The organism is Paraburkholderia fungorum (assembly GCF_902833645.1).
Taxonomy (GTDB): domain Bacteria; phylum Pseudomonadota; class Gammaproteobacteria; order Burkholderiales; family Burkholderiaceae; genus Paraburkholderia; species Paraburkholderia fungorum.
Map to the genome: position 1 here is coordinate 16,983 of NZ_CADFGE010000015.1, position 21,907 is coordinate 38,889.

19 protein-coding genes are annotated in these 21,907 nt (G+C 64.2%); 3 read left to right on the forward strand and 16 right to left on the reverse strand.

Annotation, left to right across the window (positions count from 1 at the left end; genetic code table 11):
* Positions 1-10: 10 nt before the first annotated feature.
* Entirely contained in the window at positions 11-1,315 is a 1,305-nt protein-coding gene (locus tag HWX91_RS33940) for an MFS transporter (RefSeq protein ID WP_028197409.1), read from the reverse strand.
* A gap of 77 nt (positions 1,316-1,392) precedes the next feature.
* Positions 1,393-2,172: a putative hydro-lyase gene (locus HWX91_RS33945; protein ID WP_028197408.1), complete on the reverse strand. Its 780-nt coding sequence runs from the start codon at positions 2,170-2,172 to the stop codon at positions 1,393-1,395.
* 173 nt (positions 2,173-2,345) lie between these two features.
* Here HWX91_RS33945 and HWX91_RS33950 point away from each other — a divergent pair, with 173 nt between their 5' ends.
* Complete coding sequence (locus tag HWX91_RS33950) at positions 2,346-3,284, forward strand: LysR family transcriptional regulator (protein WP_028197407.1); 939 nt, start codon at positions 2,346-2,348, stop codon at positions 3,282-3,284.
* A gap of 79 nt (positions 3,285-3,363) precedes the next feature.
* Here HWX91_RS33950 and mdcH read toward each other — a convergent pair whose 3' ends face one another.
* Genes mdcH through HWX91_RS33990 form a run of 8 tightly spaced genes read right to left on the reverse strand, consistent with a single transcriptional unit; the run spans position 3,364 to position 10,439 of the window.
* Positions 3,364-4,293, reverse strand: coding sequence for a malonate decarboxylase subunit epsilon (mdcH, locus tag HWX91_RS33955; protein WP_028197406.1), 930 nt, complete (start codon positions 4,291-4,293; stop codon positions 3,364-3,366).
* Entirely contained in the window at positions 4,293-4,994 is a 702-nt protein-coding gene (locus HWX91_RS33960) for a malonate decarboxylase holo-ACP synthase (RefSeq protein WP_028197405.1), read from the reverse strand. Before HWX91_RS33960 ends, mdcH begins: the two co-directional genes overlap by 1 nt.
* Entirely contained in the window at positions 4,994-5,809 is an 816-nt protein-coding gene (gene mdcE / locus HWX91_RS33965; protein WP_028197404.1) for a biotin-independent malonate decarboxylase subunit gamma, read from the reverse strand. The genes HWX91_RS33960 and mdcE overlap by 1 nt, the downstream gene beginning before the upstream one ends.
* Positions 5,806-6,693, reverse strand: coding sequence for a biotin-independent malonate decarboxylase subunit beta (locus HWX91_RS33970; RefSeq protein WP_028197403.1), 888 nt, complete (start codon positions 6,691-6,693; stop codon positions 5,806-5,808). The genes mdcE and HWX91_RS33970 overlap by 4 nt, the downstream gene beginning before the upstream one ends.
* On the reverse strand, positions 6,690-7,004 hold the full coding sequence (locus HWX91_RS33975; protein ID WP_028197402.1) for a malonate decarboxylase subunit delta: 315 nt from the start codon (positions 7,002-7,004) through the stop codon (positions 6,690-6,692). Before HWX91_RS33975 ends, HWX91_RS33970 begins: the two co-directional genes overlap by 4 nt.
* Positions 6,992-7,984, reverse strand: coding sequence for a triphosphoribosyl-dephospho-CoA synthase (locus HWX91_RS33980; protein WP_028197401.1), 993 nt, complete (start codon positions 7,982-7,984; stop codon positions 6,992-6,994). Before HWX91_RS33980 ends, HWX91_RS33975 begins: the two co-directional genes overlap by 13 nt.
* Positions 7,985-7,986: 2 nt before the next feature.
* The gene (mdcA, locus tag HWX91_RS33985; protein ID WP_028197400.1) at positions 7,987-9,657 is read right to left on the reverse strand and encodes a malonate decarboxylase subunit alpha; all 1,671 of its coding nucleotides are present in this window, start codon (positions 9,655-9,657) and stop codon (positions 7,987-7,989) included.
* A gap of 8 nt (positions 9,658-9,665) precedes the next feature.
* The gene (locus HWX91_RS33990; RefSeq protein ID WP_028197399.1) at positions 9,666-10,439 is read right to left on the reverse strand and encodes a GntR family transcriptional regulator; all 774 of its coding nucleotides are present in this window, start codon (positions 10,437-10,439) and stop codon (positions 9,666-9,668) included.
* A 201-nt stretch (positions 10,440-10,640) separates the two neighbouring features.
* Between HWX91_RS33990 and HWX91_RS33995 the strand changes: the two genes are divergently transcribed.
* Complete coding sequence (locus tag HWX91_RS33995; protein ID WP_028197398.1) at positions 10,641-11,939, forward strand: MFS transporter; 1,299 nt, start codon at positions 10,641-10,643, stop codon at positions 11,937-11,939.
* A gap of 66 nt (positions 11,940-12,005) precedes the next feature.
* On the opposite strand, the gene HWX91_RS34000 is transcribed toward HWX91_RS33995, so the two are convergent.
* Both HWX91_RS34000 and HWX91_RS34005 read right to left on the reverse strand, forming a co-directional pair.
* Entirely contained in the window at positions 12,006-14,144 is a 2,139-nt protein-coding gene (locus HWX91_RS34000; protein ID WP_028197397.1) for a TonB-dependent receptor, read from the reverse strand.
* A gap of 501 nt (positions 14,145-14,645) precedes the next feature.
* Positions 14,646-15,566: a DMT family transporter gene (locus HWX91_RS34005; RefSeq protein WP_028197396.1), complete on the reverse strand. Its 921-nt coding sequence runs from the start codon at positions 15,564-15,566 to the stop codon at positions 14,646-14,648.
* 127 nt (positions 15,567-15,693) lie between these two features.
* Here HWX91_RS34005 and HWX91_RS34010 point away from each other — a divergent pair, with 127 nt between their 5' ends.
* Positions 15,694-16,584: a LysR family transcriptional regulator gene (locus tag HWX91_RS34010; RefSeq protein WP_028197395.1), complete on the forward strand. Its 891-nt coding sequence runs from the start codon at positions 15,694-15,696 to the stop codon at positions 16,582-16,584.
* Positions 16,585-16,606: 22 nt separating this feature from the next.
* On the opposite strand, the gene HWX91_RS34015 is transcribed toward HWX91_RS34010, so the two are convergent.
* The 4 genes from HWX91_RS34015 to HWX91_RS34030 all read right to left on the reverse strand — a co-directional run bounded on the left by HWX91_RS34015 (position 16,607) and on the right by HWX91_RS34030 (position 21,835).
* Entirely contained in the window at positions 16,607-17,665 is a 1,059-nt protein-coding gene (locus HWX91_RS34015; RefSeq protein ID WP_028197394.1) for an ABC transporter ATP-binding protein, read from the reverse strand.
* Between the two features lie 39 nt (positions 17,666-17,704).
* A complete protein-coding gene (locus HWX91_RS34020) occupies positions 17,705-19,309 on the reverse strand; it encodes an ABC transporter permease (protein ID WP_028197393.1) in 1,605 nt (534 codons plus the stop codon).
* On the reverse strand, positions 19,310-20,341 hold the full coding sequence (locus HWX91_RS34025) for an iron ABC transporter substrate-binding protein (protein ID WP_028197392.1): 1,032 nt from the start codon (positions 20,339-20,341) through the stop codon (positions 19,310-19,312). It abuts the gene before it with no gap.
* Positions 20,342-20,422: 81 nt separating this feature from the next.
* Entirely contained in the window at positions 20,423-21,835 is a 1,413-nt protein-coding gene (locus HWX91_RS34030; RefSeq protein ID WP_028197391.1) for a Dyp-type peroxidase, read from the reverse strand.
* Between the last annotated feature and the right edge of the window lie 72 nt (positions 21,836-21,907).

A 21,907-nucleotide genomic window follows, 5' to 3' on the forward strand; every position in this document is an offset into this window, starting at 1 on the left:
GCGGCCTGCCTCAGGAGGCGTCGAGTTCGCGTCCTTTGGTTTCCGGCAAGGTCAGCGCGGCGAGAATCACGACGCCATATGCCGCGGCGGCGAATACGCCGATCGCATGGCCGAGCGGCATGGTCTGCGAAACGTAGCCGATCAGGAAAGGAAACGTTGCGCCGACCGCCCGCCCGAAGTTGTAGCAGAACCCCTGACCGGAGCCGCGAATCCGGGTCGGGAACAGTTCGGTGAGGAACGCGCCCATGCCTGAAAAAATGCCGGACGCGCAGAAGCCGAGCGGGAAGCCAAGCACGAGCATGGTGAGGTTATCGAGCGGCAGTTGCGTATAGATCAGCGCGATCGCACACGAAGCCAGCGCGAATGCGATGAACGCGCGCTTGCGGCCGATTTTGTCGCTGACGTAAGCGCCGGTCAGATAGCCGCAGTACGAACCGACGATGACCACGCCCAGATAGCTGCCGGTGCCGATTACGCTCAGATGCCGCTCGGTTTTCAGATACGTCGGCAACCATGTGGTGACGGCGTAATAGCCGCCTTGCACGCCGGTCGCGAGAATGGATGCGCGCAAAGTCGTCCAGACGATATCGCCGCGGAAGATGTCGATCAGCGAAGGGCGCGTCTGTGCGGCGGCTTGCGCTTCTTTCTGCTGCCGATGCACCTCCGGCTCGTCGACGAAGCGGCGGATCCAGATCACGAACGGCGCCGGGGCGATGCCGATCGCGAACAGCACGCGCCACGCGTATTCGGCCGGTATCCATGAAAACACCGCCATAAACAGCAGCGTGGACACGCCCCAGCCGATCGCCCAGCCTGCCTGCACCAGGCCGACCGCCTTGCCGCGGTCACGCGGACGGATCACTTCGCCGATCAGTACCGCGCCCGCCGTCCATTCGCCGCCGAAGCCGAGCCCCATCAATCCGCGCGCCCATAGCAACTGCGAGAAGTTCTGCGCCAGCGCGCACGCCAGCGTGAACACCGCGAACCAGAGAATCGTGATCTGCAAGGTTTTCACCCGGCCGATGCGATCGGACAGCACGCCGGCCGCCCAGCCGCCGACGGCCGAACTCAACAGCGTGACCGTTCCGATGAGCCCGGCATCGCCGCGTGTGATGCCCCACGTCGCAATCAGCGTCGGGATCACGAAGCTCAGGAATTGCGTGTCCATGGCGTCGAGCACGTAGCCGATCTTGCAGCTCCAGAACGCACGCTTTTCGCCGGCGGAAATCTGCCGATACCATGCGAACGGTCCTTTCCCTGTACCGGGCGCGTCGTAGCGTTCGGCGTCTGCGGTCAATTGCGCTTCGGTTTTCATGCTGGGACTCCGGTCGTGGTCGGTGGCCGCGTCTTGCCGTGCAGCTTGTGGTTAGGACAACTCGAATAACGCCGCGGTTAAAGTATCGCCAGCGTGGTGTTGGGAATGTCGGTGACGAGCATGTGTCCCGGTTTGTGCGCGATCGCAAACGGCAAACGCGCACTTTCTATTGCGGCTTGCGGCGTGACGCCACAGGCCCAGAACACGGGTAGCTCGTCGCTGCGCACTTCGACTGCGTCGCCGAAATCGGGCCGCGCGATGTCACGAATACCGAGCAGCGCAGGATCGCCGATATGCACCGGCGCGCCATGCACCGCGGGAAAGCGGCTGGTGATCTGAATGGCGCGGATCGCGTCGGCGGCTTTCATCGGCCGCATCGAAACCACGCGGTTACCGCCGAACACGCCCGCGGCCACGTTGCGCTCGCGGGTTCGATACATCGGCACATTCACCTGCTGTTCGATATGGCGCAGCGGAATGCCTTCGCGCCGCAGCATTTCCTCGAACGAAAACGAACAGCCGATCGCGAACACCACCAGGTCGTCCCGCCAAAGCTCGTCGAGGCTATGCACTTCCTCGCTGCGCTCGCCGTGGCGATACACATAAAACGCGGGGACGTCGTTGCGTATGTCGAGATCGTCGCCTAGCGACGGTACGCGCCATTGGCCCGGTTCACCGATGCCGAGCAATGGGCAGGCTTTGGGATTGAGCGTGCAGAAGCGCAGGAAATCGTCGGCGTATTGCCTCGGCAGGATGGCGAGGTTGGCTTGTGCATAGTCGCCACAGTAGCCCGCAGTCGGGCCGGACAGGCGGCGATTGCGAATCTGTTGACGAAACTCGGAAGGCGTGTAGGACATGAAAGGCTCGACTCCAGCTAGGTCCGGTTGACTTATGGAATCCAGATTAGTAACGCCAAAAATATCCATCCAGCGAGTTATTCTTGTGTTTTGTTAAATTAAACTTAACAGCACAGGCAGGATTCAGCCGCGATGATCGCGTGCATCAGATCGCTGTTGGGAGAGCTAATGCAATGAATACGCGCTTTGTCGAAACGTTTTTGACGCTCGCCCGTCTAGGCAGCTTTCGCGCGACCGCGGCTGCAATGCATGCGACGCCCGCTGCAATTTCGCTGCGTATCAAAACGCTTGAAGCCGAGTTGGGCGTGGAGCTGATCGAACGCGACGCTGCGGAGTTTCAACTCACGGCGCATGGCGAACGGTTGCTCGCGCACGCGCGCTCGGTCGTGCAGGCCACGCGTTCGCTGCAACTGGCCGCGCAGGACGAAACCCAGGTGACGAAGCGGCTGCGGCTCGGCGTGGTCGAAACAGTGGTGCATAGCTGGCTGCCGGACTACATCCGGATGCTGAATGTCGAGTACAACCGCATCGTTGTAGACCTGAGCGTGGACACGAGTGCCGTGCTTGGACCCCGGCTGCGCGCGGGCGAACTGGATCTCGTCATTCAGGTGGAGGAAACCGGCGTGCAGGAAGCGTCGATTGTTTCGACCTTGCTGGCGAGCTATCCCGTGCGCTGGATCGCGCGCAACGATCTGATTCCGGCGAGTCGCGCGAAACATGTGCAGACGATCTTGCAGAAACCCGTGCTGACGTTCGGCCGGGGCACCGCGCCGCAAATCGCCGTGGATGCGATCGTCGAGATGCTGGCGAAGCGTGCCGGCGTGCCGGCAGCGGATACGCAGGTGACCTGCATGCCGTCGGTTGCGGTGATCGTGAAACTGTTGCGCGACGGCTATGGAATCGCGGCGGTGCCGGCTCTGTTTGTCGAGCCTTTCCTGGGCAGCGGCGAACTTGGGCAACTACAGGTGCGTCCGTTGCCGCCGCCGATCGACATCGCGATGTACTACCGCGACGACGCCGACGTCGGTGTGCTGGCGGCGTCGCGTGTTGCGCGCAGCGCGTGTGACCAGTATGCGAAGGCGATGGGGCGGCAGTTGATCGAGCGGCGGTAATGGGCCGCGAGGCCGAGGCCTGTTCCGCCATGGAAGGTGGCGCTCAAAGCGCGGCGGTGAGGCCGCGTCCTGACGCCGGTTATTGCGCGAGGCGCCGACGCGCCGTAGCGGCCAGATTGTCGAACGTGAAGCTGTTCGCGGCAAGCGCGGCGGCGTCGGGAAAATTCTCACGCGTAATGTCCGTCAATACCTGACCCGGCGGCGCTTCGATCAGCACGCGGGCACCCATTTCCTGCATGACGGTGAGCGCGTCGAACCAGCGGACGGTATGGCGCATATTGGTCGCAAGATCGTCGCGAATGGCCTCTGCCGTGTACAGCGGACGGCCACCGCGATTGCCGACATAGATGCTTTGTGGCGTGTGGAAAGGGACATGTTGTGCGTATGCGACCAGCTCGTCCGTGGCATGCGCGAGCAGTTCGCAATGCGACGGCACGCTCACCGCAAGACGGACGGCTTTGCGAGCGCCCGCAGTTAGCGCGCGTTCGATGAAGGCGTCCAGCGCGGCATTCGCGCCGGCCATGACGATCTGACGCGGCGCATTCACGTTGCCGATATAGACCCGTTGATAGCCCGCGTCCACGTGTTGCACGGCGAGTGTTTCGAGTTGGTGCTCGGTCAGACCCGACACCGCTGCGAGGCCGTAGCCGGTCGGGTACGCCGTCTCCATCAATTCGGCGCGTTTTCGTACCATGCGTAACGCGTCATCGAAGCGAATCGCGCCGCAACTGACCGCCGCTGCATAGGCACCCACCGACAAACCGGCGCTGATCTCCGGCGTGAGTTGTGCATCGGCTAGTGCACGCGTGATCGCCACGCCCGCAACGGTCAAGCCGATCTGAACGGCTACGGTTGAGCGCAGTGCGTCCGGTGTGTCGAGAGTGAGTAGGTCGGTACCGAGCACCTGCGACGCTTCATCGAGCGTATCGGTCACGGCGTGGTGCTGCGGCAGACGATGCAGAAATCCGTCCGATTGCGCCCCCTGGCCGGGAAACAGAAGGGCGAGCATCAGGCGGCGACGTGAGCGGGCGCCCACGGATCGCGAACCAGTTGAGGGCCGCGCGCATGGCGTGCCATCACACGAGCTTTGCCCGCTGCCCACTCTGTCAGGGCAACGCCGCCCGCGGGCGTTTCAAGTTGCGCGTCCACGCGAATGCCGGCGCATTGTGCGATGGCTTGCAACTGATGCAGCAACTGAATAGCCATGTCGTGCGAGAGTTTCTCCGGCGTGCGGATCAGCAGATCGAGATCGCTCGATAACGTAACGGTGGGTATCTGGGTGGCCAGTTCGAAGCCCGTGCTGCCGGTTGGTCCCCAGACGAATTCAGACAATGCGCCACCGGCCGCCTCGCGTTGCACGACGGCAAGGGCAAGGGCCGTAAAAGCGGGCAACGCATTGCGCGCCGCAAGAGGATTGCGCACGGCTAACGCCTCCGGCGATACGGCAGTTTCGATATCGTCCAGATGCACCCACGTGCCGTAACGCTGCGAGCGCTCCATACCGCGCACGCCGATCGCCACGAAGCCGTCCGCGGCCAGCGCGCGTCTCACAACCACATACGGCGCGCGCTCGAAAGATTCGCGCACCCATGCCGGCTCGCCGTCGAAAAGCGGCAAGCGGTGCAGGCGCAGCAGATCGTGCGGCCGCCAACGCGCATCGCACGACAGCGGGTCAGCGACTGCAAACGGTGGCGCGGCACAGGCCTGCATTACACAGCGTCCCATTGTTCGGCGAGACGCCGCCGCACTTCGATCGACGCCGCGCGGTTCTTGCGCGCCGCTGCCGATTCGAGCCGGTGCGAAAGATCGCGCTGCCCTTCGCGGGCGCTGCGAATCTGCCCGACGAGCACCTGACGCACCCGTTCGATCTGCGCGGCATCCGGTGCATCGGCGTCGACGTTTTCGATCAGTTGATCGAGCAGGCCGAGTTTGGCAAACGACGTCATCGAGTACGACATCGGCACAATCGTTTCGCCGAGCGCGTCGAGGGCTTCGACGGTGCGCCGCGTGACCCGGGCGGCGGCTTCCTTGCCCATCGCATGGACCATCGTGCCCGGCGCGTCGAGTGCGACGATCCGGTTGGCCTGATAGCCGTGCGCGAGGAACGCGCCGGACATGGCGGGCCCGACGATTAGCGCGATCACCGGATGCCCGGCATCGCGCGCCGTCGCGTACGCATCGACCGCGGCCGCGCATGCGAGATGGATGCCGAGCATTTCCTCGCGGTAGCCATACGCCTGACTTTTGACATCGACGATCGCGACGATCGGGCGGCCCGTGCCGCTCGTTTCGTCCAGCGCGATGGCCTCGCGTACCGCGCGCGCGAGCTGCCAGCCTTGTTCGAGACCGACGACGTTGTCGGTGGCGCGCGCAAAGCGGTTGTCGGGATCGGGAACCACCGCAATGAAGCGCGCGGTCTCGCCGCCGAGCGATGCATCGCTGCTCCATACGGGCGCCTTGCTGGACGGTTCGCCGGCCAGCGCATGGAACCAGCGCGCGCCGCGGCTGAGGGAGGTATCGCTCATGCCTGCTCCTTGCGCGCGTTGTGTTGCGCAGAAGATGGGTTGTACACGTCACGCATCGTTTCGGGTGTCACACTGGCCGGGTCGATCCGCGCGAGGCGCTCGAGGAACATGTCGACCTGTTCGCTGCGGTGCGCGGCTGGCAGGCCGAGCTTGAACGCGGCGTGCACGGCTGCGCGCACGGCGTCAGTAGCGTCGTCGACCAGTTGATCGGCGAGCGCGGTCGCGGCCCTTTGTTCGCCGCCTATCAATTGCCACACGCGGCGCCGGTCGCTCGAGTCGAGTTCTTCGATACCGGCTTCCTGTTCGATGACTTCGGGGCCGTTCATGCCGAGCCGTCCTTGCTTCGTCACGACCAGATACGAGCACAAGGCCGCTGCCAGCGACATGCCGCCAAAGCAACCGACCATCCCCGCGATCACACCGACGACCGGCACATGCCGGCGCAACGCGACGATCGCGGCCTGAATCTCGGCGATTACCGCGAGGCCGAGATTGGCTTCCTGAAGCCGCACACCACCGGTCTCGAACAGCACGACGGGGCGGACGATCTTGCCGCGTTCGCAGTCGCGCAAGGCCATGGTGAGCGCAGCGGCGATCTTGCTGCCCGAGACTTCGCCGATACTGCCGCCCTGGAACGCGGACTCGATCGCGGCGACCACGGCCGGCTCGCCGTCGATGGTGCCGCGCGCGATCACGCAGCCGTCATCCGCCTGGCAGACGACACCTTGCAGCGGCAGCCACGGCGATTCGATCTTGTCGAACGGTCCGAGCAGTTCGCGGAACGTGCCCGCGTCGAGCAGCGCGCGAGCCCGTTCGCGCGCGGGCAGCTCGATGAAGCTGTCGAGCAGCATGGGTGCGGAACGCGCGGTGGCGATTGTGTTCATGCGCCGTCCCCCTGTTCCGCCGCTTCGATGGCTTCGGCGAGCCGCAGTGCCACCACGCCGGGCGTCGCGCCGAAGTCGTTGATTTCGATTTGCGCGGCGCCGTCGTAACGGCTGAAGAAGCGGTCGAGCACGCTCTTCCAGATGTGGCTGTAACCGTCGACGCTGGTGCGCACGACCACATGCGCGCTCAGGGCGGCACCGGTTTCGGCGGGCGACAGCAGGACTTCCAGATCGCCCGAGCCGACTACGCCGACATGCGCGCGCGTCGTGACGGCGCGTTGCGCCGGATAGTCGAAGGTTAGATGTTCCATGCGGTTGAGCTCCCAGCGGCGTCGTGATGCGCCAGCATGTCGAGAAAGAGGGTGGCGGCGAGCAGATCGGCTGCGCCGCCAGGGGACGCGTTGAGCGACAGTAATGCGTGTTCCAACGCCACGAAGGCGGCCTGGCCGTGCGGCGTCGAACTTCCGCCGGCCTCCAGCACACGGTGAGCGCCGTGCTGCGCGGCGTGCAAACCAGGCAAACCCGCGCGATGCAGCAGGCAGGTATCGTCGAGTGAGGCCATGATCGAGAGCAGGACGTCAATGCGCGCGGCGTTTTCGTCGACACCGTTGGCTCGCGCCGTGTGCAACGCGGGCAAGCCGATCTCGATGACGTGCGGGAAACCGTCTTGTGCCTCGCGGCGCGCACCGCCCACCTGATAGCGCTGCCGCGCCCGTTCGCCGTGACTATCGGTGGGGGCGGCGAAGCGGTCCGGGAAGCACGCAATCTGCGCGGCGAGCGTGCAGATCTTGGGAGCACTCACACGCGTGGCAGTGCTTGACATCGATGCGCCCGCCACCAGCAAGCCGACTATCCAGATTGCGCCGCGATGGGCATTGCTGCCGCGAGTGGCAGCCAACATGTCCCGCTCGCCGGCGCGGCCGATTTGCGCGAGTTCGGCGCGCAACAGCGCCGAAGGTTCGCCCCGCTGGCGAGCCGTGCGTGCCAGCGCCGCGAATGTCGGTTCGAGCGTACGGGCCGAGCGCAGCATGGTAGGCAGATCGAGGTCGCGATGCGCGCCGCTGCCGCGCCGGTCGACCAGTGCGGGCTTCGGCGTAAGCTGCGCTTCTTCGATCAGCGCGGTGACGGCGTAGTGCGCAAGTTGCGTATCGAGTTGGGTATCGGAGCGTGCCGTGCGTGTCTTGACGCCACCGGTCTGTCGGTCAGTCAATGCAGCAGAAAGAGGCATGCATTCAGCTTGCGCTGCCGGCATCGCGCCGGCCTCGCGTTCGAGCAAAGCGGCAGGCGCCATGGTTACCAGCTCCTGAAGCGGGCCGGCGGCGCGTACAGGCCACCCGACCACGTCACCAGATCGTCGATGCTGCGTGCCGCCAGCAGCGAACGCTTCGCTTCGCCGCGCCGAATGCCGAGGTCCTCCGGATACGCGACGATGCCGCGTCGACGTAATTCAGCCGTCTGCTCCGGCTTCGCGCGTAACCCGATTGGCGTCACACCGGCCACCGCAGCCAGCGCCGCACGCCGCTCGTCGATGCCTTCGGCCTTGTGCAGATACGCGATGCCTTCCTCGGTGACGACATGGCTTACGTCGTCGCCGTAGATCATCACGGGTGCAATCGGCATGCCGCTTTTCGCGCCGACAGCGACCGCGTCGAGTTCATCGACGAAAGTCGGCTCGCCGCCTTTCTTGTACGTTTCGGCCATCTGCACGACCAGCTTCTGCCCGCGCGAGACCGGACCCTGGTTCTTCAGCAGCTTGAGCCAGGCTTCGCTCGAATGACGCCGGCCGCGCGGATCGTGGCCCATGTTCGGCGCACCGCCGAAACCGGCAAGACGTCCGCGCGTGACCGTCGATGAATTCGCGTCGCCGTCGATCTGCAAGGTCGAGCCGATAAACAGATCGACGCCGTATTGGCCGGCCAGTTGGCACAGCACGCGGTTCGAGCGCAGGCTGCCGTCGTTGCCCGTGAAAAATACGTCGGGACGCGCCTCGATATACGCCTCCATGCCGACTTCGCTGCCGAAACAATGAATGCTGTCGACCCAGCCCGATTCGATCGCGGGAATCATGGTGGGATGCGGATTAAGGGTCCAGTTGCGGCAGATTTTGCCCTTCAGGCCGAGCGATTCGCCATACGTGGGCAGCAACAGTTCGATCGCCGCGGTATCGAAGCCGATGCCGTGATTCAACGAGCTCACACCGTACGGTTCGTAGATGCCGCGAATCACCATCATCGCGGTGAGCACCTGCAGATCGCCGATATGCCGCGGGTCGCGCGTGAACAGCGGCTCGACCGCGAAGGGCCGATCCGCCTGCACAACCACATCGACCCACGAACCCGGAATATCGACGCGCGGCAGTTCGTCGACGATCTCATTGACCTGCACGATCACGATGCCATGCCGGAACGCCGCGGCTTCGGCAATGGTCGGCGTGTCTTCGGTGTTCGGACCGGTATACAGGTTGCCGTGACGGTCGGCCTTCTCCGCGCACAGCAACGCGACGTGCGGCGTGAGGTCGACGAACATGCGTGCGTACAACTCGACGTACGTATAGATCGCACCGATTTCCAGCTGCCCGTCTTCGAGCAACTGCGCGACGCGCAAACTCTGCGGCCCGGCAAACGAGAAATCGACCTTGTGCGTGATACCGCGTTCGAACAGTGCCAGATGCTCAGGACGACTGATGCTCGAAATCAGCAGATGCACGTCGTGGATCTTTTGCGGATCGACCTTGGCAAACGAGCGGGACAGGAAGTCGGCCTGTTTCTGGTTGTCGCCTTCGAGTGCGACGCGGTCGCCAGGTTGAATCAGTGTTTCGAGTGCATCGACGATGCGGTTGGTCGGCAGGATGCCGTCTTCCAGCCACGGTGCGATGGCCGCGAGGCGACGGTTCTTTTCGTCGCGGCGGGTCGTCCAGGAACGCGTGGCGACGGACGCTTCAGTGGCTTCGGCGGGGTGGTTCATCGGCGGATTCAGCTCCCGGTGACGGTGCGCGTGCGTCTGGCGCGCGGCTTGGGTTGATTCGCAAGCGCGGCTTCCGCTTGCGCGCGTTCGGTCAGAAAACGATGGAGCAGCTCGCCGGTGCCTAGCAGATGCGCGACAACCAGCGACTGTGCTGCAGGGATATCGCGGCGCTGAACCGCATCGAGCAGGGCGGCGTGTTCATGGTCCGATTCGCCCTTGTACGACGGCAAGCCGAACTTCAGGCGCAAATACCTTTCGCCGCGCCGATGCAGGGTGCCGATCATATCCTCGAGTTGCGGACGGGCGGCGGGCGCATACAGGCTCATATGAAAGGCCACATTACGCGCGACATACAACGACGGGTCCGGCTCGCGCTCGGCGGCGCGGCACAGCGTGGCGGATTCGCGCAGCGTGGCGGCGGTGTGATTCGGAATCGCGAGACCAATCGCGAGGCTCTCCAGCGCGGAACGGATCTCATAGATTTCGCGTGCTTCGTCCGCCGATAAAGGGGCGACGCTCGCGCCTTTGTGCACCGCGGTTCTCGCCCAGCCTTCGCTTTCGAGCTGGCGCAGGGCTTCGCGCACGGGAATTGCGCTGACTGAGAAGTGCCGAGCGATGGCGTCTTGGCGCAATGGCGCACCAGGCGCCAGTGTGCCGTCGACAATCGCCGCGCGCAGCGCCTCCGCGATCACGTGGGACATGCTCTCGCGGGGCGCCGCCACAGGCAGAAGCGGGCTGCGCGCCGGGCCGTCCAGGGGAAAACCATCTGTTGCGTCGTTCATGATATCAAATATTATATATGAAATTGAGCTTGTAACAGGTGGCCAAACCCGGAAAGTTTTTGAGCGCCAAAGGACTGCGATGCGCTTCGCGCGTTGTGCCTATCAACGTTATACGAGGCGCATCGAGTGACCGGCAAGCATGCCATCCGTCGTTTCCTTTATGTCAGACACGTACGTCAACCGCAGGGCTGGAGGAGCATGATGAATTCACTCACCGACCGCACGTCGGTCGCGCGGCGCCGTACGCCGCTCAATCGTTCGCAGATCGCGGGGTTTTGGGGGGCGTGGGCCGGCTGGACGCTCGACGGGATGGATTCGTTCATCTACGCACTTGTGTTGACGCCGGCGCTGACCGAACTGCTGCCGCGCTCGGGCTATGCGGCAACGCCCGCGAATGTCGGCCTCGCCGGTTCGATTCTGTTCGCGCTGTTTCTGGTCGGCTGGGGGCTGTCCTTTATCTGGGGGCCGCTGGCGGACCGCTTCGGCCGGACCAAGGTGCTGGCGGCCACCATCTTCACCTTCGCCATTTTCACGGGTCTTGCCGCGACGTCGCACAACGTCTGGGAACTCGCCATCTATCGCTTCATTGCCGGAGTCGGGATCGGCGGCGAGTGGGCGCTGGCCGGTACGTATGTGGCCGAGGCATGGCCGGAAGATCGCCGCAAGATGGGCGCCGGGTATCTGCAAACGGGCTACTACGCGGGGTTCTTTCTGGCGGCTGCGCTCAATTACACGATCGGCGTGCATTTCGGCTGGCGCGCGATGTTCCTGACCGGCGCGGTGCCGGTCGTGGTCGCGATTCTGGTGCTGCTGCGGGTGAAGGAATCGGAGAAGTGGCAGAAGGCCGAGGAGCGCGTCGTGCGTGCCAAGCCGCTGCGCGAAATCCTCGGGCCGACCTATCGGCGCCGCACTTGGGTTGCATGCATTCTGTTGACGATCGCGATCGTCGGTTTGTGGGCGGGTGCGGTCTACGAGCCATCGGCCGTGATTCAACTGGCCACCAAGGCCGGTATGACGAAGAACGATGCAATCAGGACAGCCTCGCTGGCAACCGGCTTGCTGTCGATTGCGACGATTCTCGGTTGTCTCGCGTTGCCGCCGCTCGCGGAACGGATTGGGCGCAAGAAGACGCTGGCGGTTTACTTCGCCGGCATGGCGGTGGCGATTGCCGGAAGTTTCGGCTGGGCATTCTATTTGCCGAATGGACTTGCGCCGTTTATCGCGTGGCTCTTTGTACTGGGCTTCTTCGGCGGCAATTTTGCGCTGTTCAGCCTGTGGTTGCCGGAGCAGTTCGAGACCCGCGTCCGGGCCACCGCGTTCGCGTTCTGCACTTCGTTCGGCCGGTTTATCGGGGCGGGCGTCAACTTTCTGCTCGGCGCAGCGGTGCTGCATATGCATACGCTCGGCGTGCCGGTGGCGCTCACGGCGCTGGCGTTTATTGCTGGTCTGTTTGTGATTCCGTTTGCGCCGGAGACTAAAGGCGAGGTGCTGCCGCAGTGATGCTGGACGAAAAAAACCGGGCGCGCTGCCCGGTTTTTCGTTTAACCCATCAGCGCATCGCAGCGCTCACATATGCCACCTTGCCGACACCGTCAGCGTGCGCGGCGCACCCGGCATGTTGTACATATCCGCGTTACCGTGCGCCGCGATGAAGTACTTGCGGTCGAACAGGTTATCCAGCGTCAACGCCACGTCGACGTTCTTGCCGTGATATCCCGCGCCGAGATCGAAGGTCACGAAAGAAGGTAGCGTGACCGCGTCGCTGGCCGACGTATAGCGCGCCGACTGGAATTGCGCACCGCCGGCCGCGTAGAACCCGTATTTCAGATCGCGCTTGATCCACACGCTCGCGCTATGACGCGGCATCAGGCCCGGCGTATTGTTGTGCAGCACCAGCCCGGCTGAGCTCGCTTGCGGCGAGCCGTCGACGTTGCCGTTCAGATACGCATAGCCCGCGTACACCGACCACTTCGGCGCGATCTCACCGGTGGTAGACAGTTCCAGTCCGCGCACGTGTTGCGTGCCGATCGGCAGAGCGTAAGTCGGGTTGGACGGATCGGCGATCTGCTGATTGGTCTGCTTCATATCGAACAGCGCGATGCTCGCGCTCGCGCGGCCCAGATCGAACTTCGAGCCGACTTCGAAGCTGGTGGTCTTCTGCGGCGCCAGCGCGGAGCCGTTCGCGAACGCGCCGCTGCTGATCAACGTATCGGCAAGCGGAGAGAACGACTGACTATACGACGCGTACAGCGACACCCAATCGAGCGGCTCGTAAATCAGACCGACACGCGGGCTCCACGCGCGATCCGTGCGATCCAGATTCACGTGCGCCGACGTGTAGTCGTTGCGGGTTTGCGTCAGATAGTCGAAGCGCAGGCCGGCAAGAATCTTCCAATGCTCCGTCAGCGAGATCAGATCTTGCGCGTAGACGCCGGCGAGTCCCAGCACGGTAGCCGCATTCGTCTTTGCCGCCGTGCCCGGCTTAACGCCCGGCAAGTCGATGAGTTGCGGATCGTACAGGTTGTAGGTGGCGACCTTATTGGTCGAGTAGATGGTGTCGAATTTTTGCTGTTGCGACAGCTCGATGCCGTACAGCAGTTCGTGTTTCATGCCGAACAGCGTGGTTTTTTGCGTCAACTCGAAGAGTCCGTCCACGCCATGGTCCTGGCGAAAGCGGGTACTTTGATCGAGTGTGACGACCGGGTTCTGCGCTGTCCTGATCGGCTCATACGTCACGTAGTTTTTGCGTTCGAGCGAGAAGTCGTATGCACGCACGGCCGTGTGCAGCGACAGCGAATCGTTGAAGCGGTGATCGAGCGACACGGTCGCGCTCTTCGCGTCCACGTCGTTATAAGACGTGTTCGCCGCGTCGGCCGAGCCGTAATAGGTGTTGATCGGCACATTGACCGGGCGGCCGAGATAGGCGGGCAGACCTTGATCCGAAGTGCGGCGGTCGTGCAGATAATCGGCTTCGATATTGACGATGGTGTCCTTATCGATGCGCAATTGCGCGGAGGGCGCCACCGCCTGGCGATTCAACTGGAACTGGTTGCGAAAGCTATTCGAGTTTTCGGCGGCGCCGGTAATGCGAAAACGCGCGGCGTCGTTCGCATTCCAGCCGAGATCGAATTCGCCGCGCCGTTCGCCTTCGGTGCCGAGCGTTACGCCTACCGCCTGCTGCGGATTTGCCGTCGGCTTTTTCAGCACGCGGTTGATCAGGCCGCCGGCCGAGCCGCGTCCATAGAGCACGGCTGCGGGACCCTTCAGCACGTCGACCCGTTCGACGTTCGACAGATCGCGATAGTAGAGCGCGTCGTCGCGAATACCGTCGACGTACTGATCGGTGATGTTGTTGAAGCCGCGCAAGGTAACCTGGTCGCGCTGACCGTCGCCGACCGAAAAGCCGATGCCCGGCACGTTGCGCAACGCGTCCTGCAGCGAAGTCGCGTTCTGTTCGTCGAGCAGCGCGCGCGGCACGACGTTGACCGTTTGCGGCACGTCCATCAGCGACATGTTCATCTTCGTCGCGGTGTTCGAGGTGCTCGAGTCGTAAGAGCGATCGGCCGCGGCCTGGACGGCGATGGCGGGCAGCGTGTTGTCGGGCGCGCCGGTGCCGGGTGTGGCTTGTTGCGCCAGCAAAGGTTTGGCGCTGGCGAGAGAAGTGGCGAGCAGTAGTGCGCGATACGTATTCTTTTTGACGTTCATGGCAACGTTGTTCGAGCGTGGATCGGTGGTGTTATTGGTTTTCGGGTGCAGCAAAAGCGGTCATGCAAAAGCGCCAGGCGGGTGCGAGGAGGACGCAAGCTGGCGCGCACGATCAGGCAGAAATCGTGTGGTCGGTCAGGCGAGACGAAGTGATGAATTCCCCTGTTGGCTTCGAACGAGTCCGAAATTGAAACGGCCGGGGCGCCGTGCGTCAGTGCGCGAAATGCACGGACGTGACATCGGCTGCCTCGGAATGGCATGTCGATGTGGGAACGGGAGGTACAGCGAAAACCGGATCAATGCCCGGCTTGTAATATTCAGAAATTATAAACGAGAACTATTCGCGATTGTGCGAATTGAATGGAGAATGCGGGTTTTTTGCAGGGATCTTGTCGACGAAATGAAAGCTGAGGTGATGCGCGAGCCGCCGCCGTGGCGGCGAGGCGGCAAGCGGCGGGCCACTACTCAATAAGCAGCCGTCCGCCGCTCAACGATCCACCGTCAATCCGCGTGATGCCGCATACGCCCGCCGGGCCGCAGCATCGACAGCAGCGGCCAGCCCAGATTCACGCCGAGGCTGGCGATCACGATCAAGGCCATGCCCGCGAGTTGCGGCAGCGAGAGCGCCCGCCCGTACACAACGGCATCGACCACGATCGCGGTCAGTGGATAGACGAACAGCAGCACGGCGATGATGGGCGTGGTCAGCTTCGGCAGCGCGCCGTAGATCAGCACGTACGAGAGCCCCGTATGCAGCACGCCCATGCCGACCAGCCAGAACCATTGCATCGGCCCGATATGCACGGCAGTGAGGGGCGCAATGAACGGCAGGCACACCACGCCCACCGCGCATTGCGCGAGCGTCAGCAGATGCGGGCGCAGATTGCCGAGCCCTTTGGCGATCAGCGTGACGCTCGCGTACAGCACCGAGCCCACCAATGCCTCGCCGATGCCGATCAGATAGCTGGCATGTCCCTGCAGATTCCCGCTCGCCGCAACGCCCGAGGCCAGCACGAGCCCGACGAAGGCCGTCGCGATCCAGCCGAGCCGGTCGGCGCCGAGGCGTTCATGGAACAGTGCCGCGCCCATCAACACGACCCAGAACGGCTGCACGTGAAACACCACCGTCGCCACCGCAATGCTGGTGCGATGAATCGCGTCGAAGAAACCGACCCATTGCGTGACCATCAGGACGCCGGAGATCAGTGCGAGCGCGACGGTGCGCCGGGTGAAATGCGCACGCGTGAAGAAGCCTTTCCACGCGCAATACGCGGCGAGCGAGAGGAAGCCGAACAGGCAGCGAAAGAACACCAGCGTCAGCGCGCCGAGCCGCGCTTCCTCGACGAAAATGCCGAGCGTGCCCATCAGAAGGCCGCCACTGGCCAGCGTAATGGCGCCTTGCTGACGTTGGGTGAGGGACATGCGAAACCGCTCCTTAAGGTGGGGTCGCGTAGGTGGAGTCACATAAGGGAGTCCAAGTATTGCGCGGCTTGCCTTGCGTCGACAAACGAATTAAATTGAGAAATTCCATAAGCTGGATTGATAAATCATGCACCCCGAATTCGACGTCGATTTGCTGCGCACCTTCGTCGCGGTGGTGGAAACGGGCAGCTTCACGAAGGCATCGACCACCGTGCACCGTTCGCAGGCAGCGGTCAGCATGCAGATCAAGCGGCTCGAAACCATGCTGGGCACCACGCTGTTCGCCCGCAACACGCGCAATCTCTCACTCACCCGGCCGGGCAATACCTTGCTCGAATACGCCCGGCGTGTGCTGGCGTTGCACGAGGAGGCGTGGTCGGCAATCGTGCGGCCCGAAGTGACCGGGCGCGTGGTGCTCGGCGCGCCGGACGATTACGTGTCGTCACTGCTCTCGCCGGTGTTGCGGCGCTTTTCGAATCTGTATCCGCATGTGGAGATCGAGATCGTCTGCGCGCAGAGCACATCGCTCGCGCCGATGCTGGCCGATAACAAGATCGATCTCGCGTTCGTCACGCGCGACCGCAAACTGCGCGGCGAATTCGTGCGCAGCGAGCCGATGGTATGGGTGGGGGCGTCGCTGGATACGCCGGTGCTGGCGGCGTCGCCGTTGCCGGTCGGGCTATATGAGCCGGGCTGTGTCGCGCGCCAGCATACGCTGGCGGCGCTCGACGGTGCGCGGATCCGCTATCGGGCGGCGTTTAGCAGTGCAAGCTTGATGGGTTTGGTGGCGACCGTGGATGCGGGGCTGTCGGTGATCGCGCTTACGCGTTGCAGCGTGCCGTCGCGGCTCGCAATACTCGGTGAAGCGCAAGGCTTGCCGAAGATCGCACCGCTGGAAATCGTGGTGGCGCGCAGCGCCAAATCGGATCGGCCGACGTGCGATTATCTGGCCGCACAGATGGTGCAGGATTTGTCGCTGCGGCCGCAAGCGGCAATGCGGGGAGCGGCTGCTGCATGAGCGACTGATCCGCGCGCGCCGCTCAGGCCCGCGGATAAGCCGTCACTGCGCCATCCACGGCGAGCCGCACGTTTTCGCCTGGCTGCGGCGACAGATACCCCGGCACACGAGCGCGCACCATCGTCTGCGCGCCGGACTGCAATTGCAGCGCGACGCCCGCGTCCTGCCCCTGAAAAATCACCTCGCGCACCACGGCGGCATACGACGGCGCGCCATCCCGCATGGTTTCTTCGGCACGCAACAGACGAATCTGTTCAGGCCGGACCATGACGTCGACCGCGCCGTTGCCCATCGGCTCGCACAACGGCAAATCGCCAAGTTCGCAGTTGACGCGATCCTGCCTGACCGTGCCCGGCAACAGCACCGCTTCACCGACGAAGGAGGCAAGCTCGCGCGTCACCGGCCTGCGGTACAGCGTCTCCGGCGTCGCGGTCTGGATCAGCCGCCCGTTCCACAGCACCGCGACCTCGTGGCCGAGCGACAACGCCTCCGATTGATCGTGCGTGACGAGCACGGCGGTCGCGCCGGCCGCGGCCAACGCGCTGGCCACCGCCTGGCGCGTTTCGAGCCGCAAAGCCGCATCGAGCGATGAAAATGGCTCGTCGAGCATCACCAGGGTCGGCGACGGCGCCAGCGCGCGGGCCAGCGCGACACGCTGTTGCTGGCCGCCTGACAACTGCTGCGGCGCGCGTTCGGCGAAGTTCGCCGGCAAGCCGACCAGTTCCAGCAATTCGGCCACACGATGCCGCGCGCGGCGCTGCGTGCGCGGCAGGCCGAAGACGATGTTGTCCGCTACGGAAAGATGCGGAAACAGCGCGCCCTCCTGCGGCACATAGCCGATGCGGCGCTGTTCGGAAGGCACATGCAGGTTGTCGCCGACGACGCGGCGGCCGTCGATTTCGACGCTGCCGCCATCCGCGCGTTCGAAGCCGCACAGAAGGCGCAGCAAGGTGGTCTTGCCGCTGCCGGACGGTCCGAGCAGCGCGAGCAGCGTGCCGCGCTCGACGGAGAGATCGATGCCGTGCAGCACCGCATGGCCGTCGAACGATTTTTGCAGTCCGCGGATACGAAGTTCGCTCATGAAAATCCGATGGAAAAAGCGGGCGAGAGCGCGCGAAGTTTAGCTACGTTCGCCGAGCAGCGCCGATTTGCCGAGCAACGCGAACAGGAGGCCGGAGGCGAACAGCGAAATGCCGGTGAGCAGCGCCGCATAGGGCGCCGCGGCGGCGAACGCCATGGTCGAGGTGTCGGCCCAGACCTGAGTCGCGAGTGTCTGCGTGTCGATCGGCGAGAGCAGCAGGGTGGCATTCAATTCGGTGACGACGGAGATGAACACCATTGCCGCTGCCGCGGCGAGTCCGGGACCCGCCAGCGGCAACACCACGCGCAACAGCGTCTGCGTCCAGCTCAGGCCGAGTGCGCGAGCGGTTTCCTCAAGGCGCGGCTGCGCCTGCATGAAGGCGGCCCGCACGCTCACCAGCGCGATCGGCATGAACAGCATCGCGTAGGCGATCACCAGCAGCGTCGCGCTTTGATAAAGCGGTTGCAGCGCATGCACCGCGAGCGACACGATCGCCAGTGCGATCACCAGTCCCGGGATGCCTTGCGCCAGGAACACGGTGCGTTCGAACAGCGTCGCGAAGCGGGTCGGATAACGCACCAGCAGGAAGGCGAGCGGCACGACCAGCAGCGTAGTCAGCAGGGCGGCAGCGAGTCCGAAGCCGAGCGAGGAGATCGTTGCGTTGAATAGCAGTTCGGGCGACACGTCGGCCGGTGTGACGGCAGCCGCGCCTGGTTGCGTGAGCCAGTAACCGATCATGCCGAGCGGCACGCCGAGCGTGGTGATCGCCAGCGCGGCGAAGCCGGCGACGACGATCCAGCGCCATGCGCCGAGGTCGTAGCGCAAGACCGCGCGACGTGTACCGCGATCGACGCGTTCATAACGCGCCGCGCCGCGTACCCGAAACTCGAATGCCAGCACGACGAGGCAGATCACGATCAGCAGGCACGCGAGCAGCGAAGCGCCGCCGCCGTCGAAACTGGTGCGGAATTCCGCGTAGATTTGCGTCGTGAAAGTGTGAAAGCGCAGCAGCGTGAACGCACCGAATTCAGACAGTACGCCGAGCGCGACCAGCAGCATGCCGCCGAGCAGTGCCGGACGCAGTTGCGGCAGCACGACGCGCAGGAACGTGGTCCAGCGGTTGCAGCCGAGCGCTCGCGCACTTTCTTCCAGCGCTGGATCCATGCTGCGCAACGCGGCGGCCACGGGCAGGTAGACGAGCGGGAAATAGGCCGAGCTCAGCACCAGCAGCGCGCCGTTGAAGTCCTGCAAATCCTGACTCAGCGACACCCATGCATAGCTCGAAATGAAGGCGGGCATGGCGAGCGGCGCGGCGGCGAGCACGGCCCAGATGCGCCGCCCCGGCAGATTCGTGCGTTCGACAAACCACGCGGCCGCCGTGCCGACGACGGCGCAGACGAGTGTGGCCGACACGGTGATCAGCAGTGTGTTGATCAGCAGTTCGCCGACCAGCGGCCGGAAGATCAGATCGACCGCTTCAGCGAGACCGAAGCTCGCCGCGCGCCAGAAGGTAAACGCAATCGGCAGCAGCACCAGCAAAGCGCTGAGTGCTGCTGCCGCGAACAACCCGCGCGGCGCGCGCAAACGCGCGCGCGCCGGGGCGGGGGTGACAGCCGGAGGGCCGGCTGATATGGCATCGCTCATTTACAGCAAACCTGCCTGGCGCAGCAGCTTGCCGGCCTGGCTGTCGTCGCCGAGTTGCTGGATGGTCAGCGCCGGCGGGTTCAGTTCAGCGAACGGCTTGAGGATCGGGTCCGACGCCACGCCTGCGCGCAGCGGATACTCGAACATGACGTGGCTGTTCGCCATCAACTGCTGGGCGCGCTCGCTAACCAGGTAGGCCAGAAACTTCTGTGCGCCGTCGGCGTTGTGAGCCGACTTCAGTACCGCCGCGCCCGACACGTTCACCGTCGCGCCGGCATCGCCGTTGCCGAAGTGATAGATCGCGCTGCGGGTCTTCGCATCGCCGATCTCAGCGTGCAGACGTGCCCAGTAGTAGTTGTTGATCAGGCCGGTTGCAACACCGCCGCGATTGACGGCGGCCACCACGCCTTCGTCGTCGTCGAAAATCTGCGCGTTGGCTTTCAGACCCTTCAGCCATGCGACGGTTTGCGCTTCGCCCTTCAGGGCAAGTACCGCGCTCACCAGCGGCAGGAAGTCGCCGTCGCTAGGCGCAATGCCGACTTTGCCTTTCCATTCCGGCTTGGCCAGATCGAACAGCGACTGCGGCAGTTGCGACGGTTGCAGCTTGGTGGTGTTGTAGGCCAGCACGTTTTCGCGCGCGGTCACGCCGACCCATGCGCCGGTCGGCGAGCTGAAGCGCGCCGGCACGGTAGCGAGCGTCGAGCTGTCCACCTTGCTCAGCAGGCCTTTCTCTTCGAGCAGCATCAGCTCGGGCGAGTTTTCGGTGAAATACACGTCAGCGGGCGTCGCTGCGCCTTCCGCGACGATTTGCGCCGCCATTGCCGGGCCTTCGCCGTTACGGATCTTCACCGAAATGCCGGACTGCTTTTCGAAGTCCTTGGCGAGCAGATTGACGACCTGTTCGTGCTGCGCGTTGTACAGCGTGATCGACGCGGCGTGGGCCGCCGAGGGTACGGTTGCGAACGCGGCCAGCGTGAGGGCGGCAGCGCTGCTGAGCAAGCGCAGGCGGGTGCCAAACCAGGAATGAGCCATGATCCTAAAATCCGTTAGTGATGTTGTTGGTCTTCAAAGCGCCGCCTGCCTCATGGCCGGCGGCTTGCTGCTCAGCTTGCATTACGTCTCGAACAGCCCCGCGCCGATATACGAACCCGGTTTCGCGCCCGGCGGCACCGCGAATATCGCGCTGCCTACGTGCGTCGTGAACTGGTTCATCATGTCGAACTTCGAGAGCTTTTCGTTGATCGGAATGAAGCCGGTACGCGGGTCGCTCTGGTGAGCGAGGAAAATCAGTCCCGCGTCGTACTCGGTTTCCTGACGCCATGGCGGCCAGCGCTCGATATAGAAGTTCGTGCTGTCGTTGTACGAATAGGAACGGCGCAGAATCTGCGCACCGTTGTTGCTGGCCTGATTCGACAGACGCACGTGCGAGTTCTCCGGGATCACCGGATTGCCGTCCTTGTCTTCTTCCTTCAGGTCGACCGGGTCGAACTCGTTCTTCTTGCCGATCGGCGCGCCGCTGTATTTGTGACGGCCGAACACCTGTTCCTGGAAGTCGACTTCGGTGTTGTCCCAATGCTCGAGCGTGATGCGGATGCGCCGCACCACGGTGTAGGTGCCGCCTTCCATCCACGGTGCGTCGGCCGTGGCGCCGGCCCACACGAACTCGTTCATCAACTGCGGCTTCGCGGTCGACGGATTGTTGGTGCCGTCCTTGAAACCCATCAGATTACGCGGCGTCTGACCGCGCGGACCGGACAGGAAACCGGATTGGCCCCAGCGCATCGCGGCGGTGCCGTAAGCGAGGCGCGCCAATTGCCGGACCGCGTGAAACGCGACCTGCTGATCGTTCGCGCAGGCCTGGATGAACAGGTCGCCGCCGGTCTTCTGCTCGATCAGCTGATCGCCGTTGAAACGTGGCAGATCGACGAGCGCGGCGGGGCGGCGCGCGGCGAGGCCGTAGCGGTCCTTGCCGTCCTTTGTGAACAGCCCCGGGCCGAAACCGAACGTGATCGTCAGGCCGCACGGGCCGAGACCGAGCACGTCGCCGGAATCGGGCGCGGCTTTGGCGTTGGTCGGGCTGTAGGCCGCGTTGTTGGCGGTCGTGTCGGCGGCGCTACCGGTTTGCGCGTCGGCCTTCGTGCTGACCGGCGTATCGGCCCTAGTGTCGGTCAGCTCGGTTCTGGCCGCGGCGCCGGTCGGCAGCGGCGCGGCCGTGTGGCCTTGCGTCATGCGCGCGGCGGCGTCGGTCCACGCACGCAGCAGCGCGATCACGTCGGCGCGGTTCGCGGTTGTCAGATCGAGCGCGGCGACATACGTGTGGCTCTGCTGCGGCGTGACAATGCCGCCTTGATGCAAACCGTAGAACGGCTCGACTGCCTGGGTCGGATCGGCGGCGTGTGCCGGCGTCTTGCCAAGCGCGGCCTGGGCGATGCCGGTCGCACCGAGGCTCGCGCCCGCTGCGACCGCCGCACTGCCGGCCTTCAGAAAACCGCGCCGTGAGGGCCGCGGGGGTTGATCGTTTGCCATGGTTACTTCGCCTTCAGTTGGCGGTGGGGGTGTGCCGCAAGCGCGTCCGGCTCGCCGGCCGGATTCGCGCCT

Excerpts from the sequence above, each read along its gene's own strand:
- HWX91_RS33940 (WP_028197409.1), bottom strand. The coding sequence starts at position 1,315 with ATGAAAACCGAAGCGCAATTGACCGCAGACGCCGAACGCTACGACGCG.
- HWX91_RS33945 (WP_028197408.1), bottom strand. The coding sequence starts at position 2,172 with ATGTCCTACACGCCTTCCGAGTTTCGTCAACAGATTCGCAATCGCCGC.
- HWX91_RS33950 (WP_028197407.1), top strand. The coding sequence starts at position 2,346 with ATGAATACGCGCTTTGTCGAAACGTTTTTGACGCTCGCCCGTCTAGGC.
- mdcH (WP_028197406.1), bottom strand. The coding sequence starts at position 4,293 with ATGCTCGCCCTTCTGTTTCCCGGCCAGGGGGCGCAATCGGACGGATTT.
- HWX91_RS33960 (WP_028197405.1), bottom strand. The coding sequence starts at position 4,994 with ATGCAGGCCTGTGCCGCGCCACCGTTTGCAGTCGCTGACCCGCTGTCG.
- mdcE (WP_028197404.1), bottom strand. The coding sequence starts at position 5,809 with ATGAGCGATACCTCCCTCAGCCGCGGCGCGCGCTGGTTCCATGCGCTG.
- HWX91_RS33970 (WP_028197403.1), bottom strand. The coding sequence starts at position 6,693 with ATGAACACAATCGCCACCGCGCGTTCCGCACCCATGCTGCTCGACAGC.
- HWX91_RS33975 (WP_028197402.1), bottom strand. The coding sequence starts at position 7,004 with ATGGAACATCTAACCTTCGACTATCCGGCGCAACGCGCCGTCACGACG.
- HWX91_RS33980 (WP_028197401.1), bottom strand. The coding sequence starts at position 7,984 with ATGGCGCCTGCCGCTTTGCTCGAACGCGAGGCCGGCGCGATGCCGGCA.
- mdcA (WP_028197400.1), bottom strand. The coding sequence starts at position 9,657 with ATGAACCACCCCGCCGAAGCCACTGAAGCGTCCGTCGCCACGCGTTCC.
- HWX91_RS33990 (WP_028197399.1), bottom strand. The coding sequence starts at position 10,439 with ATGAACGACGCAACAGATGGTTTTCCCCTGGACGGCCCGGCGCGCAGC.
- HWX91_RS33995 (WP_028197398.1), top strand. The coding sequence starts at position 10,641 with ATGAATTCACTCACCGACCGCACGTCGGTCGCGCGGCGCCGTACGCCG.
- HWX91_RS34000 (WP_028197397.1), bottom strand. The coding sequence starts at position 14,144 with ATGAACGTCAAAAAGAATACGTATCGCGCACTACTGCTCGCCACTTCT.
- HWX91_RS34005 (WP_028197396.1), bottom strand. The coding sequence starts at position 15,566 with ATGTCCCTCACCCAACGTCAGCAAGGCGCCATTACGCTGGCCAGTGGC.
- HWX91_RS34010 (WP_028197395.1), top strand. The coding sequence starts at position 15,694 with ATGCACCCCGAATTCGACGTCGATTTGCTGCGCACCTTCGTCGCGGTG.
- HWX91_RS34015 (WP_028197394.1), bottom strand. The coding sequence starts at position 17,665 with ATGAGCGAACTTCGTATCCGCGGACTGCAAAAATCGTTCGACGGCCAT.
- HWX91_RS34020 (WP_028197393.1), bottom strand. The coding sequence starts at position 19,309 with ATGAGCGATGCCATATCAGCCGGCCCTCCGGCTGTCACCCCCGCCCCG.
- HWX91_RS34025 (WP_028197392.1), bottom strand. The coding sequence starts at position 20,341 with ATGGCTCATTCCTGGTTTGGCACCCGCCTGCGCTTGCTCAGCAGCGCT.
- HWX91_RS34030 (WP_028197391.1), bottom strand. The coding sequence starts at position 21,835 with ATGGCAAACGATCAACCCCCGCGGCCCTCACGGCGCGGTTTTCTGAAG.